The sequence below is a fragment of the Neisseria sp. N95_16 genome (assembly GCF_002551535.2).
Lineage (GTDB): Bacteria > Pseudomonadota > Gammaproteobacteria > Burkholderiales > Neisseriaceae > Neisseria > Neisseria brasiliensis.
In genome coordinates, this window is sequence record NZ_PDBT02000005.1 from 12231 (window position 1) to 28126 (window position 15896).

The following is a 15896-nucleotide window of genomic DNA, read 5'->3' on the forward strand; positions in this document are numbered from 1 at the left end:
CGTTCAGACGGCAAGAGACCGTTGCAAAACCTCAGATTTGAGTACAGTTCGAAGTTATAGCAGCACAGAAAACGCAGGCATATCATTAAGATAGACAAGTTTTCGAGCAGCGCATAACGAAGAAATGAGCCAAAGATGGGGATTGTGCAAAGGTCTCTGCCTGTATGCATTACAGCACTGTATGCGGCGGCTCATACGAAATCACATCGCGGATTTTATTGCGCTCGTCCACCAGCACCACTTTTGGCTCATGGTTGGCGACTTCTGGTTCAGACAACATCACATACGACATAATAATCACGATGTCGCCCTTTTGCACCAAACGCGCCGCTGCGCCATTCAAGCACACCACGCCGCTGCCGCGTTCGCCGGGAATGGTGTAGGTTTCAAGGCGTTCGCCATTGTTGTTGTTGACGATGGCGACTTTTTCGTTAACACAAATACCGGCGGCATCCAGCAAATCTTGGTCAACGGTGATGCTGCCGACATAGTTTAAATCGGCTTCGGTTACGGTGGCGCGGTGAATCTTGCCGCCGAGCATGGTACGGAACATGGGTTTCTTTTTCTTTCTCAATCAATTTGGGTTTACAGCATTTCAAACGGCCTCAAGCGTTAACTTAGGCCGTCTGAAAAATAAACCGCTATTATAACCCCATTTGCGTCTTCATCCAGCGCAAATATGCCGATAAACCACGCGATACCGGCTGCATCACAATTTGTGGGCAATCGTAGCTGTGGTTGGACAAAATCAGCTTTTCCACCGCTTTATAATGACAACGCGAAGATTTAATCACCACGCGGATTTCTTCATCGCAACACACTTCTCCCTGCCACACATAATGGCTGCGGATGGCTTCATACTGCACGCACGCGGCAATTTGGTTTTGCAACAAAGCCATGCCGATTTTCTCGGCTTCTTCACGCGTGGCGGTTGTGGTGGTAATGATAACGGGCTTGAATGCGGGCATTTCAGACGGCCTTTATTTAAAATTCAACACCGGCCAGCCTTTTTCTTGCGCTTCGGCCAGCAATTCGGCATCCGGATTCACCGCCACCGGCTCGTTCACATGGCGCAGCAATGGTAAGTCGTTTTTGGAATCGCTGTAGAAATACACTTTGTCGTAGCTGTCTAAGGTTTCGCCACGCGCGGCCAGCCATTCGCTCAAGCGGGTAATTTTGCCTTCTTTCAGGCTCGGTGTGCCGTGATAATTGCCGGTATAGCGGCCGTCTGAACCGATTTCAAGCTGGGTGCCGATGACGTTTTCAATGCCGAATGCGTGACAAATCGGGGTAATGATGAACTCGTTGGTGGACGAAATCACCAATAATTCGTCGCCGGCATTTTTGTGGCTGTCCACCAGCATACGCTGCATCGGCGTGATGTTCGGGATGATGAATTCGGTCATAAATTCGCGATGCATTTCAGCCAATTGTTCCATGCTGTATTCTTTCAACGGAGCAAGATGGAATTTGAGAAATTCATCGATATTCAAGCAGCCGTTGCGGTAATCTTGGTAGAATTTTTCGTTTTGCGCTTCGGTGTATTCGACATCGACCAAGCCTTTTTTCATCAGGTATTGCGGCCATGTGTGGTCGGAATCGGTGTTGATTAAGGTGTTGTCGAGGTCGAAGATGGCGAGGTTTTTCATTCTGTTTCCTGTTGTTTTAAAAGTTGGCGCAAAAGCGGTAAGGTGATGCGTTTGCCCATCATCACGGCGTAATGGTCGAGCGTGTCGAGCATTTGCACGAGACTGTCCATGTCGCGCCGCCAATGGTTTAAGAGGTATTCGAAGATTTCGGTGTCGATGGTGACTTGTCGCGCGGCGGCCATGCTGGCGAGAGCATCGATTTTTTCTTGGTCGGTTAAGGGTTTCACTTCGTAAACCAAGCAATAAGCCATGCGGGTACGTAAATCTTCACGAATCACCAATTGTTGCGGGGTGTATTCGGAACCAAGCAGTAGAAAGCCTTTGCCGCTGTTGCGAAAGCGGTTGAAAATGGCAAACAGCAGGGCTTGTTCTTCATTATTCAGCCGCTCAACTTGGTCGATGGCCAAATAGTCGGCATCAAAGGCTTTTTCAGTTAAGGGGTGAACGGCAGCATCGATGTACACGGCATTTTTACCGGCTTCCAAGGCTTGGGCAATCCATGCTTGCAGCAAATGGCTTTTGCCTGCGCCCTGCTCACCCCAAACATAGATAAACTGGCCATGTTTATGCCGCAAAACGTACACCAGCTCGGCATTTTCGGTGCCGAGAAATTTATCGAAGCTGGGGTAATCGTGTGCGGCAAAATCGAAAATAAGCTGGTTCACGGAAATATTTTGGCCTGTATGGGAATCGGAGTTATTTTACGTTGTTTTGGCCGCTTGTATCAAGGTTTCAGACGGCCTGCAAACTTAAGCAAAATTTTCTTGTCTAAGCCTGCATTTGGTTTAAAATGCTCGCTGATTTTGACGGAGGCTTTGTGCATGGCCGCCGTTTTTCTTGTTTGAAAGCCCTTTAATGAAAATTTTTGAAACCGTTTACGACAAAACGCTGCAATGGTCAAAACACCGTTTTGCGCCGTTTTGGTTGAGTTTTGTCAGCTTTATCGAAGCCATTTTCTTCCCTGTGCCGCCGGATGTGATGTTGATTCCGATGTCGATGGCGGAGCCGAAAAAAGCCTTGCGCTTTGCAGTATATACCACGCTGGCATCAGTTTTGGGCGGCATGATTGGTTATGCCGTCGGCTATTTTGCCTTTGATTGGGTGTCGGGCTATATTCAAAGTTGGGGCTTGCAGGCCAAATTCGATCAGGCGCAGCTTTGGTTTGAAACGTGGGGCGTGGTGGTAGTGTTTTTGGCAGGTTTCTCGCCAATTCCGTTTAAAGTCTTCACCATTTGCGCCGGCGTGATGAACATGGCATTTTTGCCGTTTGTATTATCCGCCGCCATTTCCCGCTTTGCCCGCTTCTTCTTGGTGGCCAGATTATCCGCTTGGGGTGGTGAAAAATATGCAGATAAAATCCGCCACTACATTGAAATGCTGGGCTGGGGCACGGTAGCCTTGGCTGTAATCGGTTATGCGGTGTATAGCTTTACCCATTAATCTATCTAAAGGCCGTCTGAATATTCAGACGGCCTTTAAACGATTAAAAAACCTTGGATAAAATTTATCCAAGGTTTTTTATTTCAGCGCTTATTTGATGAAGTTTTTCAACACCAATGACGCAATGTCGTCCAAGCCGAAACCGTCGGCTTCTTGCGGATTACCGTTTGGCGTGGCGCTGTCTACCAAGTTTGGCAACACTTGCGCCAACAAATCGCTGGCTTGCTGGCCGTCCATACCGAATTTTTGTGCCACTTGGCCAATCACATCGCTGCCCAAGGCGCTTTGCAATTCATTGCCTGAAACCGGCGCATTGTCTTGAGAAGTAGAAACCCAGCTACCCAATGCATCACCTAAGCCACCTTGTTGCAATTGGTTAATCAAGTTGCCCACGCCGCCTTGCTGTTGCACCAAATCCATCGCCATATCGATCAGCGGGTTTTGGCTGGTGCCGTTGTTATTGTTGTTCAGGGCTTGGGTTGCCACGTTCAACAAAGTATCCATTAAAGCCATGATGTATCCTTTAAATGATGTGTTGTTGTAAAACGACTTGAGTGTAGCAAACATTGGCGCGTTTACCTGTTTTCTTAACGCAAATATACGCAGGCCTTCTGAAAAGATGTTGCACAGCACAATCGGTTTATTTCAGACGGCCTCAATCAAAAGCCTTTTTATTTACTGTCTTCCGCTTCCCGACCATTAAAATATTCCGCCGCACCGCCTTCAAAAAAGCCCTGCAAAATGGCTTGCGCCGCCACTTGATCCAACACCGATTTCTGTTTGCGGCCAAACACCTGCGCTTCAGCCAACAAACTTTCGGCATACAGCGACGACATGCGTTCATCCACCCAATACACCGGTAGATTAAACCGCCCCTGCAAACGGCGGCCAAACTTGCGGCTCAAGCGCGTTAAGTCGTGCTCGGTGCCGTCGGTATGCGTGGGCAGGCCAACCACCAATTGACGCGGCTGCCATTCTTTCACCAGCTTGGCAATGGCTTCAAACTTGGCATCGTTGCTATTGCCGGTGACGGTTGCCAGCGGATGGCTCATGCCCAATTCGGCATCGCCCTGCGCCACACCTATGCGTGCTTCGCCAAAATCAAACGCCAGCGTCGTGCCTTTGGGTGCTTTATGCATGCCCTGCCCCTGTAACCAAACGGTCAGGCTGAATGCCGAGCTTTTCAAACACAGCCGCATAGCGGTGTTCATACGGCACGTCAAACAAAATATGCTCATCGGCAGGCACGGTCAGCCACACATTATCGGCCAATTCGCGTTCCAACTGCCCTTTGCCCCAGCTTGAATAACCAATGCTCACCAAAGCCTTATCCACCGCACCGGGCTCGGATAAATTTTCGATAATGTCGCGCGAAGAGGTCAGCGCCACGTTATCGGTTACCGCCAGCGTGCTTTGCCAATTGCCCAAAGGCGTATGCACCACATAGCCGCGGTCAACCTGCACCGGTCCGCCCATCATCACGCTTTCATGCTGCATGCGCAACGGGATATTGCGGTCGCTCACGGCAAAAATCATGTCCATCGTAATCGGCGACGGCTTATTGATGATGATGCCCAATGCTCCTTCTTCGTCATGTTCACAAAGATAAATTACACTGTCTTGGAAAAACGGGTCATCCATATTGGGCATGGCCACCAAAAAATAGTTTGCTAAATTCATATGCTCTCTTGATTATTTAGGTTGCGCCGGTGCCGCCACTTCAACAATACACGCACCATGCACTTCTTTATTGGCCAAACCGGTGATTTCTTTTTCATCTACGCGCTGCCCATCGAAGCAGGAAATCGCGCTCAAAGAATTTTTCGGTGAACCTTGCACAATTTTATCGCTGTACACCAAATAGGCGAAAGCCTTACGCTTCGGGTCGTAATAACGGATAATCTGCTGGCTCTTAAAAGCTACGCTGGCACTGCGCTTGAAAACCTGCTTCGGCTTGGTAACTGCTGCTTCATTGTAGCGGATGATATTGGCAGACTGTACACACGACACCGAAGCATCGCTGGCGTCTTCTTCCAAATTCACGGTTTCTTTCAAGCCACCTTTTTTGGCATAGGAAATATAACACGCCACACCCTGCACATCAGGGTCGTCAAACGCTTCCACTTCAATGCGGTCGTTTTTACCCAGCATGTGAAACACCGTACTGGCCTTACCGATTTTATCCGAATCGCTGCCACCGCAAGCCGCCAACAATGCCGCTGTAATCGCGGCCAACGTTAATTTTTTCAACATCGCTACTTTTTTCATCCATAAAATTTACGGATACTATATAAGACCGTTTAATAAGATTGCAAGCATTTGTGAAACGCGTTTAAATAAGATTTTCAGACGGCCTGACAATCAGTATAATCGGGCTTTGTCGCTTTTAATGACTTTAAGAAAATACATTATGCGTTACACACCTCTTTTACTCGCCTTATTGCTCTGTTTCGCCGCTCCTTCATTCTCAGCCAACGATTCGGCCAAAGAAAAAGCCGCTGCCGCGAAGAAAAATACCCAAACCAAAAAAGCAACCGCCCCAAAAGAAGCGGCCAAAGCCAACGATAAAAAAACCGCTGCCAAAGACAAAAAAGACAGCGGCAAAACCGCATCAGCCAAAACCAAAGAAAAAGCAGACAACAAACCAACCGAAAAAGCCAAAGCTGTTGCCAAAAAAGACGATAAAGTCGACAACAAAAAAAGCAACGCCAAAGGAGCAGACAATAAAAAAGCAGCTGCCCAAAGCAAAGAACAGCCAGTGAAAAAAGCTGCCGCGAAAAACACTAAAGAATCAGCCAAAGAAAAAGAAAGCAACAGCAAGCAAACCAACAAAAAAGCCGCCGCCAAACCTGAAACGGCAGCAAAAAAAGACAATAAAAAAGAAGCGGCCAAGCAGCCTGCCAAGCAAGAAACGGCTAAAAAAGAATCTGCTAAAAAAGAGCCGGTAAAAAAAGCAGCTGATAAAAAAGAAACAGCCAAACCAGTCGCTAAAGCCAATGCGGCCAATGATAAAAAATCCGCTGCCGCACCAAGCAAAGACAGCGACGAATTACGCTCCGCCGTCAGCGCCGCCACTAATGATTTGAACGCCAAGCAAGCTTTGAACAAACGCACGGCCGATTTCTTGGTGCGCGTGAATGCTGATTTGAAAAAGCTGCAACAAACCCGCAACAGCTTATCCAACATCAACCGCCAACAGCGCGATGCATGGAACAAATTGCAACAATTGGATAAAGATTTAACCCGTCTCAAAGCCGAAGTGGGCAACACCCGCGCACAGATTTCGCGTTTTGTTTCAGGCAATTATAAAAACAGTCAACCGAATGCCGTTGCCCTATTCTTGAAAAATGCCGAACCGGGCCAGAAAACACGTTTCCTGCGTTACACCCGCTACATCAATGCTTCTAACGAAAAAGTGATGGCGGATTTGGCCAAGCAGCAAAAAGAATTGGCCGCACAAGAAACCAAAATCAACAATGAATTAAGCCGTCTGAAACGCCTGCAGGCCAATGCGCAAGCGGCGTTGAAAAAACAAGGCGCAAAAAATACTCCTGAGCAAGTCGAAAGCCGCCGCCAAAATGCCGCGATGGCCAAAGACGCCAAAAAATCAGTTACCCAAAAAGACAACGAGCAGCGTTTGAACAATCTGATTAAAGATTTGGACAAACAAAAAGCCGAGCAGCGCAAAAAAGAGGCCGAAGCGCGTAAAAAAGCAGCGGAAGCGCGTTTGGCCGCTGCCGAAAAAGCACGCCAAGCCGCCAAAGCGAAAGAAGAGCAAGCCGCGAAAGAGCGTGCCGCCATGTCAAATCTCACCGATGAAGACATGAAGCTGCAAGCACCGAAATCCGGCAGCTTTGTGACCATCAGCAATCCAAATAGCTTCAGCCGCATGCAAGGCCGTCTGAAAAAACCGGTCAATGGTATGCTCTCAGGCTTGTTTGGTCATCAGCGTGAAAGCGGCGAAATGTGGAAAGGCGTGTTCTACACCACGCCACCTGCTGCGGTGAACAGCATTGCCGCCGGTAATGTGGTATATGCCAGCGAACTAGAAGGCTACGGCAATGTGGTCGTGGTCGATCATGGCGACAAATACGTCAGCGTGTATTCAGGCTTGAGCGAAATCGGTGTGGTGAAAGGATACAGCGTCAGCCAAGGCCATAAAATCGGTACCAGCGGCACCCTGCCAAGTGGCGAAGAAGGCCTGTATTTGGAAATCCGCTACAACGGCCAAAACATGAATCCGCTCTCTTGGATTAATTGATGTTCAGACGGCCTTTATATGCAGATTCAAAGCATACTGAACATTCATGAATGGTGATTAACATGACGAATTTGCCGCCAAGCAAACAGTTGCTAGCATTTTTTTACTCTAAAACGGTTGTTTCATCGGGTCAAATCGCCTAAAGTTTCACGAACGATGACTTAGGCCGTCTGAAAATAGCCTAATTTTTCAGACGGTCTCACAAAGCACACAAAGAAAGTTAACAATAATGTCGAAATCTACTTTGAAAAAAGTTGCACTTTACACCTTAGGCGCATTCAGCGGCGTGGCACTCAGCCTCAGCGTTCAAAGCATTGCCGCCGAAAAAAGCGCTAAAGACGAATCTTTGCCGGTGAAATCCATCCGCACCATGGCTGAAGTTTACGGCCAAATCAAGGCCAATTATTACCAAGACAAATCCGATGAAGAATTATTCGAAGGCGCGATGAAAGGCATGGTTGCCGGCCTTGACCCACATTCGGAATACATGGATAAAAAAGGCTATTCCGACCTGAAAGAAAACACCAGCGGCGAATTTGGCGGCTTAGGCATGGAAATCGGCCAAGAAGACGGCTTCATCAAAGTAGTTGCCCCGATTGAAGACACACCGGCCGAGCGTGCCGGCGTAAAAAGTGGCGACTTCATTGTCAAAATCGACAATACTTCAACCCGTGGCCTGACCGTAAGCGAAGCGGTGAAAAAAATGCGCGGCAAACCGGGCACCAAAATCACCCTGACCCTGTCGCGTAAAAATGCCGACAAACCAATTGTGGTGAATCTGACCCGCGCCATCATCAAAGTGAAAAGCGTACGCCATCACCTGCTAGAACCGGGCTACGGCTACATCCGCGTGACCCAGTTCCAAGAGCGCACCATCGCGGGCGTGAATGATGCTGCAAAAGATTTAACCAAGCAAAACGGTGCGCCATTAAAAGGCTTAATTTTAGACCTGCGTGACGACCCCGGCGGCCTGCTTAACGGTGCAGTCGGCGTATCGGCTGCTTTCCTGCCGAATGATGTGAATGTGGTCAGCACCAAAGGCCGCGACGGCAAAGCCGGTATGGTATTAAAAGCCACGCCTGAAGATTACATCTTATCCAGCGGCAAAGACCCGCTTGATGGTTTACCTGCCGAGCTGAAAACCATTCCGATGACGGTATTGATTAACTCAGGCTCTGCTTCTGCTTCGGAAATTGTGGCCGGTGCGCTGCAAGACCACAAACGCGCCGTAGTCGTTGGCACACAAAGCTTCGGCAAAGGCTCAGTGCAAACCGTGATTCCGTTGTCCAACGGCAGCGCGGTTAAATTGACAACTGCCTTGTACTACACGCCAAATGACCGCTCGATTCAAGCGCAAGGCATTGTGCCGGATGTGGAAGTGAAAGACAAAGACCGCGCCTATGAAAGCCGCGAAGCCGACTTAATCGGCCATATCGGCAATCCGTTGGGCGGCGCCGATGTCAACAGCAGCAACGAAATCCCTGAAACGGTTGAAGAAGCCTTGAAGCAAGAAGCCAAACCGAAAACCGACAAGGAAAAAGAAGAAGACATCATCGCCCGCCGGACACCGAATCCGGCTAAAGACGACCAATTACGCAAAGCTTTGGATTTGGTGAAAAACCCGACCGAATGGCAAAAATCCTTAGGTTTGGCAGCGAAAAAACCAGCACCGAAAAAAGACGATAAAAAAGAAGATAAGGAATAATCCTTAATCCACATTTAAAACCAAACAGGGCAGAATGTTTTCTGCCCTGTTTTTTGCTATCTTTCATCATTAAATAAAGGCCGAGACCTTTGCAAAACTCAATTTGAAGCGAGAAAACTTATACTTGTCATTCCCGCGCAGGCGGGAATCCAGTGCGTCAAATTACTAAAATAGTTAAACATTCCTAAAGCCGATAGATCTGGATTCCCGCCTGCGCGGGAATGACGGTTTAAAGATTTCTAAAAATTAATGAGTTTTGCAAAAGCCAAAGGCCATCTGAAATTATTCTTTTCAGACGGCCTTTTTGACTATAAACACAATAAATACTTAAGCTTTCAGCGCCGCTACAACTTGCGCCACCACATCACCAGACGCAATGCTTTGCGATTCGGTATCACGGCGTTGCGCATATTCTACATTGCCTTCTTTCAAACCACGGTCGCCAATCACGATACGATGCGGAATGCCCAACAATTCAGAATCGTTCAGCAACACACCGGCGCGCTCATCACGATCGTCCAGCAACACATCCACACCCTGCGCTTGCAGTTCGGCATAAATGCGGTCAGCCGCTTCACGCACCGCTTCAGATTTTTTGTAGTTCATCGGCACAATCACCACTTCAAATGGCGCCATGGCTGGTGTCCAAATGATGCCGCGTTCGTCATGGTTTTGCTCAATGGCTGCTGCCACCACACGCGTCACACCGATGCCGTAGCAACCCATTTCCATGATTTGCGATTTACCGTTGTTGTCCAAGAAAGCGGCATTCAAGGCTTTAGAATATTTATCGCGCAATTGGAACACATGTCCCACTTCAATGCCGCGCGCCAGTTTCAGACGGCCTTGTCCATCCGGGCTGGCATCGCCCTCCACCACATTACGCAAATCAACAAATTCAGGCTCTGCCGAATCGCGGCCGAAGTTAAAGCCGGTATAGTGGTAGTCGTCTTCATTGGCGCCAATCACCCAATCCGCACCTTTTTCAGTGGCGAAATCGGCATAAATCTTGCCCTTAAAGCCAACCGGCCCCAGCGAACCACCATTGGCACCAAATTGCGCCAAAATCGCTTCCGGAGCCGCCATGCTCAAAGGCGATTTCACACCGGCCAATTTTTCCGCTTTAATGTCGTTAAACTCATGATCGCCGCGCAACAGCAGCAACACGATTTCGCCCTCTTCCTCGCCTTCAACCACGATCGATTTCAGCGTTTGCTCAATCGGAATATTTAAAAATTCCACCAACGCCGCAATCGTTTTCACATTCGGCGTATGAACCTTATCCAATGTCGCTTGCGCTGCCGCACGCTCACCGCTCAAAGGCAGCGTCGGCGCCAATTCAATATTGGCCGCGTAATCAGACGCATCGCTATAGGCAATCACGTCTTCACCGCTGTCAGCCAACACTTGGAATTCATGCGAACCGGTACCGCCAATACTGCCCGTATCCGCTGCAACAGGCCGGAAATCCAAGCCCAAACGGTTGAACACGCGGCAATAAGCGTCATACATATCCTGATAAGTGGCCTGCAAAGACTCAAAATCCGCATGGAACGAATACGCATCTTTCATCACAAACTCACGCGCGCGCATCACACCGAAACGCGGGCGGATTTCATCACGGAATTTGGTTTGGATATGGTAAAAATTCTTTGGCAATTGCTTATAGCTGCTGATTTCCTTGCGCACAATATCCGTAATCACTTCTTCACAAGTCGGCCCCATACAGAAATCAGCATCTTTACGGTCTTTCAAGCGCAGCAATTCCTTACCGTAAAACTCCCAGCGGCCAGATTCCTGCCACAATTCAGCAGGCTGCACCACCGGCATCAGCAATTCCACACTGCCGGCACGATTCATTTCCTCGCGCACCACGTTTTCCACCTTACGCAACACGCGTAAGCCCATCGGCATCCAAGTATACAAACCCGACGCCACCGATTTAATCAAACCGGCACGCAGCATTAATTGATGGCTGGCAAGCGAAGCTTCCGCAGGTGCTTCTTTTAAAGTAGAGATAAAAAATTGACTGGCTTTCATGATGTCTGGTTCGAGTGTTCAAAATAAACGGCTATTGTAACGCGATTGGCAAAAATTTAATAATTTTTCAGCTGTCAACGAAAATTTGTACACACCTTTACAGCGCTTTGTTTTACTTAGAAATTTTATTTTCAGACGGCTCGAAATATCAAAAATACATAACCTATTGATTTTATTGAATTTAAATTGATTAATTTTTAAGCAATTTAACAGCATGATTGTCGCTAAAACGTTTTTTTGTTTATGCAAAGTTTACCCACAAGGTTATCCACAGAGTTTGTGTATAGATTTTCACGCTTCTGCAATATAAGCTTTTGTCATTCGAATGACTGTCAAATTGCAATCATATACATGCGTTTGTCAAGATTTTTTCTCAGCTAATACAAAATAAAAAACGCCATGTTTAGCAACATGGCGTTTAGAGAATCTGGTGGAGGCGGGGGGAATTGAACCCCCGTCCGAAAGTCCTCTACAAAGCGTTCTACATACTTAGTCTTGCCTACTTAAAATCTTGCTCCCCTTGCGCCGACAGACAGGCTCTTGGGAAACCAGTTACCTTAAATCTTATTTTCCGCCAAGTAACCCGACGGAAAACCAGCCAATGTAAAATGACGTTGCCGTAGGTTTGACCCTACACAGCCCATCGGCCAACTGCTGCAACGGCTAGCCTTAAGCGGCTAAAGCGTAAGTTTCGTCGTTTGCGACTATTTAGATTCAGTGTTTTACGGGAATCTGAGACCCCGGTATGCCCGCATCTGCTTCGCAACCCCCGTCGAAACCAAGATCGCCCCCAGATAGGAAAGTGTTATTATACGCAGTGTATGCGGTTTTGCCAATCTTTATCAGGCCGTCTGAAACGATTGTTTATGGCAAGCCGGATAAAAAAGGGCTACACTCTCTCGATTATTTCGCAACACCTACTTAATTTTCAGACGGCCTATTGATATATTTGTTTCAAATAGCAATAACGCAAGGCCGTCTGAACAGGATAACCACTATGTATGATGTTAACACACACGATGTGCGCCGTTTCTTTGCCTATGTTTGGCAACACCGCTTCACGCCGCTGCAACTAGATGGCTTGCAACAAAAGGCTTTGCGCATCATTGAAGCGCATCCGGAATATGAACATTATTTGGCTGACATCGACAATTATTTAGATAAAAACTGGCTGCCGGAAGATGGGGAAAGCAATCCTTTTTTACATATGTCGCTGCATTTGTCTTTGCAGGAACAAGCGGCCATCGACCAGCCGCCGGGCATTCGGGCGATACATGCGCAATTGTGCGCGCGTTATCATGATGACTGGATTCGCGCCGAGCATGAGATGATGGACGCGCTGGCGGAAACCTTGTGGGAAGCGCAGCGCTATGGTCGCGGTTTGGATGTGAATGCCTATATGACACGTTTGCGTAAACTAGTCGGCTTGGGGCAGGAAGAGCACGCGCGGTTGAATCCGCATGACGTGGGTTTGTCCGATAAAATCAGTGAGCGTGAGTAACAGAATGATGAGGCCGTCTGAAAGTTGATTGGCTTTCAGACGGCCTTGTTTCATGTTAGCCCATCAACCCCGCCTGCCGCATGGAATAAGCCTCCTGTGCTGTCACTACAAAATGATCCAACAACGAAATATCCACCAAATTCAACGCCTGCGCCAATCTCTTGGTAAACTGAATATCCGCTTCAGACGGCCTCGCATGTCCGCCCGGGTGATTGTGGGCGAGAATCAAGCTATCGGCGTATTCTTCAAGCGCCAGTTTGACGATCTCTCGGATATAAACCGTGTTTTCCGCCACCGTGCCGCGCGACAATTCACGCACGGCAATCAGTTGGTTTTGACGGTTAAGCAACAAAGCCAAGCTGACTTCGACTTTTTCGTGCCCTAAGTTGAGCCGCAAATAATCACCGGCAGCCTGCGGATTATCGAGCGTCATGTTTTGCTGCAACTCTTCGCTTAAAATCCGCCGCCCGATTTCTTTAACCACAGCAAACTGGGTAAAGCTGGCCAAGCCCATGCCTTTATGTGCCGCCAATGCACGCGCATCCGCATTCATCAGCTTGCCCAAGCTACCAAACTGTTGCAGCAGATAGCGCGCCAAATCCACTGCGCTCATGCCGCGTGTGCCTACTCTGAGCAAAATCGCCAGTAATTCTGCATCGCTCAATGCTGAAGCACCACGCGCCAATAATTTTTCACGCGGCCTTTCCCCTTCCGGCCATTCTTTAATACTCATACAAACCTTAATAATTACTTTTATTATAGTTTTATAGTATATTAATTTAAGACAGTATCCAATCTTTCTTTATTCAAAATATAGAAATCATGGCGAATGCGTTTGCTGCATACAACAATGCCGTCTGAAATTAGTTTCAGACGGCATGGATACGTTTTAACTGCCTAATTTGCCATAAGCCTGATAATCACTCAAACGCAGCACGCCCACGGTTTCACCGTCTTTTTGATAAGGGTAAAGCAAAACATAATGTCCATTTGCATAATCAAAACGCGGCGTATTGGCTTGTTGTTGAAAGGCAGTGTTTAAATATTCGCGCTCGGCCAAATCGGTGGCATAAAGAAAATCACTTTTACCGGCCAATTGAGTTTTGTCACCCAAATAAGCCATTTTATCCAGACTTAAGTTCAGCAACACCGCTTTGCCATTAATCTGATCAGGCACAATCAAGGAAACCTGAGTAAACGAGCTGTCTTGTTTGTTCAGCAGGGTCAAAATCTCTTTGGCCGTCTGAAACTGTTCGGGCGCAAAACGATAATCCGCAAGCCATGCCACTTGTTGCTGATTATCTTGAATCAGGCTTTGCGCAGAATGTTCTAACAACTGATGCTTTTGCTGAATGGTCTGGTAATTTCCGCCGAATAAAATTGCCGCCAACACAGGAAACACCAGCAATACGCCATAAATCAGTTTCTTACTGCTGGCAACGGCCACTTCCTGCCCACGCTCGGCAATGCGCGTTAAATTAGCCATGATATTCAACATCAATGCGCCGGCCATCAAAGCCAAAATACCCAAAATGCTCAAGCCGAACATGCCGGTCATATGTTCACGGAAAACTTTCAGCCCAAACACTTCAATCAACACAAATGCAAACACCCAATACATCAACAACAATATCGAAATCAGGCCGATGATGTTGCTGATTTTGACTAATTTTTTGAGTTCCATCTCTTTCCTCCCATGCTGCCATACAATCTGCTTATGCTTATCTTAGCGAAAAATTCAGGCTAAATATATGCTTGTCACTATTTTGCTTTCAGACGGCATTCTAGGCCATCTGAAAACATCATCGGCTTAAATCAATCAATTTTCCACCTTATCCCTTTTTTGCCACTAAATCACGGCAAATCTATTTAAATAAGCCATTAACAAAAATTTAATATTGCCCCCAACCCACTTAGGCTAATATAATATCGAGTTCACTTAACATCTTTTCACGTCTTCAAAATTAAATAGTCTGCGAGTCAGCCAGTTTATTTAATTTTGGGAACGTTGTTCCCCTTTTCCCGCTGCCCGTGCGCTTTGCAAGCGTTTTCAGACGGCCTTTTTTTATGCCGTCTGAAAACGCCCTCCAGCAATCAAACAGCTTTTTATCACCCATCGAAAATCCGTTTTGCCGGTACTCGTTTCAATTTTTGGAGTATTGCCATTATGACCGCAACCACTGCGTCTTCTGCCAAACCTTATTTGCAAATCCAAGGTTTGGTGAAAAAGTTTGGTGACAATTACGCTGTCGATAACATCGACTTGGATATCTATCAACACGAAATCTTCGCCCTTTTGGGCAGCTCGGGCAGTGGTAAATCCACGCTGCTGCGTATGCTGGCGGGCATGGAAATCCCGAATCAGGGCAAAATTATTCTGGATGGCCAAGATATTACCAAGCTGGCGCCGTATGACCGCCCGATTAACATGATGTTCCAAAGCTATGCCCTATTCCCGCACATGACAGTCGAGCAAAACATCGCCTTCGGTCTGAAGCAGGACAAAATGCCCAAAGGCGAAATTGATGCGCGCGTGGAAGAAATGCTGCGCTTGGTGCAGATGACCAAATTTGCCAAACGTAAACCGCATCAAATGTCCGGCGGTCAACAGCAGCGTATCGCCTTGGCACGCAGCTTGGCCAAGCGCCCGAAAATTTTGTTGCTTGACGAACCATTGGGCGCACTTGATAAAAAACTGCGCCAACAGACCCAATTGGAATTGGTGAACACGCTTGAGCAAGTGGGCGTAACCTGCATCATGGTGACACACGACCAAGAAGAAGCCATGACCATGGCAACGCGCGTGGCCATTATGTCTGACGGCCAATTGCAGCAAGTCGGCACCCCAAGCGATGTGTACGATTACCCAAATAGCCGCTTTACCGCTGAATTTATCGGTGAAACCAATATTTTCGAAGGCGTTGTGGTGGAAGACCATGCCGATTACGCGATTATCCAATGCGAAGGCTTGGAAAACCATGTGCGTATTGACCACGGTTTGGGGGGGCCTGCCGAGCAAGATTTGTGGGTGAGCATTCGTCCGGAAGACATCGATGTATACAAAGACAAACCTGAGCATTTGGGCAATTACAACTGGGCGCAAGGCACGGTTAAAGAAATCGCCTACTTGGGCAGCTTTGCCATCTACCATATCCAATTGCCAAACGGCCGCGTAATTAAGAGCCAAGTACCGGCGCCTTACTGGTATGTGCGCAATATTACCCCACCGACTTGGGATGAAACCGTTTACGTAAGCTGGCCTGAAAACCAACCTACTCCGTTGTTCCGATAAACAAGGAA

General features: G+C 47.7%; 16 protein-coding genes and 1 other RNA gene. 5 read left to right on the top strand and 12 right to left on the bottom strand.

Annotated features, from left to right (window positions below; genetic code table 11):
- Window positions 1-169 precede the first annotated feature (169 nt).
- The 4 genes from panD to hda form a co-directional block, all read right to left on the bottom strand.
- The gene (gene panD, locus CRG49_RS01515; RefSeq protein WP_095503144.1) at window positions 170-553 is read right to left on the bottom strand and encodes an aspartate 1-decarboxylase; all 384 of its coding nucleotides are present in this window, start codon (window positions 551-553) and stop codon (window positions 170-172) included.
- A gap of 91 nt (window positions 554-644) precedes the next feature.
- The gene (cutA, locus tag CRG49_RS01520) at window positions 645-968 is read right to left on the bottom strand and encodes a divalent-cation tolerance protein CutA (RefSeq protein WP_095503145.1); all 324 of its coding nucleotides are present in this window, start codon (window positions 966-968) and stop codon (window positions 645-647) included.
- Window positions 969-980: 12 nt separating this feature from the next.
- Window positions 981-1649, bottom strand: a complete 669-nt coding sequence (locus CRG49_RS01525) for an HAD family phosphatase (RefSeq protein WP_095503146.1) — start codon at window positions 1647-1649, stop codon at window positions 981-983.
- Window positions 1646-2314 carry a DnaA regulatory inactivator Hda gene (gene hda, locus CRG49_RS01530; protein WP_095503147.1) on the bottom strand — a complete coding sequence of 223 codons (669 nt, stop codon included), beginning with the start codon at window positions 2312-2314 and terminating at the stop codon, window positions 1646-1648. Before hda ends, CRG49_RS01525 begins: the two co-directional genes overlap by 4 nt.
- Before the next feature lie 190 nt (window positions 2315-2504).
- Here hda and CRG49_RS01535 point away from each other — a divergent pair, with 190 nt between their 5' ends.
- Window positions 2505-3089 (top strand): YqaA family protein, encoded by a 585-nt coding sequence (locus tag CRG49_RS01535; RefSeq protein ID WP_095503148.1) that lies wholly within the window; start codon window positions 2505-2507, stop codon window positions 3087-3089.
- 90 nt (window positions 3090-3179) lie between these two features.
- Here the strand turns inward: CRG49_RS01535 and CRG49_RS01540 are convergent, their stop codons facing one another.
- The 4 genes from CRG49_RS01540 to CRG49_RS01555 all read right to left on the bottom strand — a co-directional run bounded on the left by CRG49_RS01540 (window position 3180) and on the right by CRG49_RS01555 (window position 5342).
- Complete coding sequence (locus CRG49_RS01540) at window positions 3180-3602, bottom strand: YidB family protein (protein ID WP_095503149.1); 423 nt, start codon at window positions 3600-3602, stop codon at window positions 3180-3182.
- Between the two features lie 158 nt (window positions 3603-3760).
- Complete coding sequence (ruvX, locus tag CRG49_RS01545; RefSeq protein WP_095503150.1) at window positions 3761-4228, bottom strand: Holliday junction resolvase RuvX; 468 nt, start codon at window positions 4226-4228, stop codon at window positions 3761-3763.
- On the bottom strand, window positions 4221-4769 hold the full coding sequence (locus CRG49_RS01550) for a YqgE/AlgH family protein (RefSeq protein ID WP_095503151.1): 549 nt from the start codon (window positions 4767-4769) through the stop codon (window positions 4221-4223). The genes ruvX and CRG49_RS01550 overlap by 8 nt, the downstream gene beginning before the upstream one ends.
- 12 nt (window positions 4770-4781) lie before the next feature.
- On the bottom strand, window positions 4782-5342 hold the full coding sequence (locus CRG49_RS01555; RefSeq protein ID WP_154143177.1) for a CreA family protein: 561 nt from the start codon (window positions 5340-5342) through the stop codon (window positions 4782-4784).
- Window positions 5343-5499: 157 nt separating this feature from the next.
- Between CRG49_RS01555 and CRG49_RS01560 the strand changes: the two genes are divergently transcribed.
- Entirely contained in the window at window positions 5500-7350 is a 1851-nt protein-coding gene (locus CRG49_RS01560) for a murein hydrolase activator EnvC (protein WP_095503152.1), read from the top strand.
- 229 nt (window positions 7351-7579) lie between these two features.
- Entirely contained in the window at window positions 7580-9055 is a 1476-nt protein-coding gene (locus CRG49_RS01565) for a S41 family peptidase (RefSeq protein WP_095503153.1), read from the top strand.
- A 327-nt stretch (window positions 9056-9382) separates the two neighbouring features.
- Here CRG49_RS01565 and CRG49_RS01570 read toward each other — a convergent pair whose 3' ends face one another.
- A complete protein-coding gene (locus tag CRG49_RS01570; protein ID WP_095503154.1) occupies window positions 9383-11095 on the bottom strand; it encodes a proline--tRNA ligase in 1713 nt (570 codons plus the stop codon).
- Window positions 11096-11523: 428 nt separating this feature from the next.
- Window positions 11524-11887: a transfer-messenger RNA gene (ssrA, locus tag CRG49_RS01575) on the bottom strand.
- Between the two features lie 205 nt (window positions 11888-12092).
- Here ssrA and CRG49_RS01580 point away from each other — a divergent pair.
- Window positions 12093-12596 (top strand): DUF1841 family protein, encoded by a 504-nt coding sequence (locus CRG49_RS01580; protein ID WP_095503155.1) that lies wholly within the window; start codon window positions 12093-12095, stop codon window positions 12594-12596.
- Window positions 12597-12651: 55 nt separating this feature from the next.
- Here the strand turns inward: CRG49_RS01580 and radC are convergent, their stop codons facing one another.
- Window positions 12652-13329, bottom strand: a complete 678-nt coding sequence (gene radC / locus CRG49_RS01585; RefSeq protein WP_095503156.1) for a DNA repair protein RadC — start codon at window positions 13327-13329, stop codon at window positions 12652-12654.
- 156 nt (window positions 13330-13485) lie between these two features.
- Window positions 13486-14280: a peptidase gene (locus CRG49_RS01590; protein WP_095503157.1), complete on the bottom strand. Its 795-nt coding sequence runs from the start codon at window positions 14278-14280 to the stop codon at window positions 13486-13488.
- Window positions 14281-14763: 483 nt separating this feature from the next.
- Here CRG49_RS01590 and CRG49_RS01595 point away from each other — a divergent pair, with 483 nt between their 5' ends.
- Window positions 14764-15888 (top strand): ABC transporter ATP-binding protein, encoded by a 1125-nt coding sequence (locus tag CRG49_RS01595; RefSeq protein WP_095503158.1) that lies wholly within the window; start codon window positions 14764-14766, stop codon window positions 15886-15888.
- The last annotated feature ends 8 nt before the right edge of the window (window positions 15889-15896 follow it).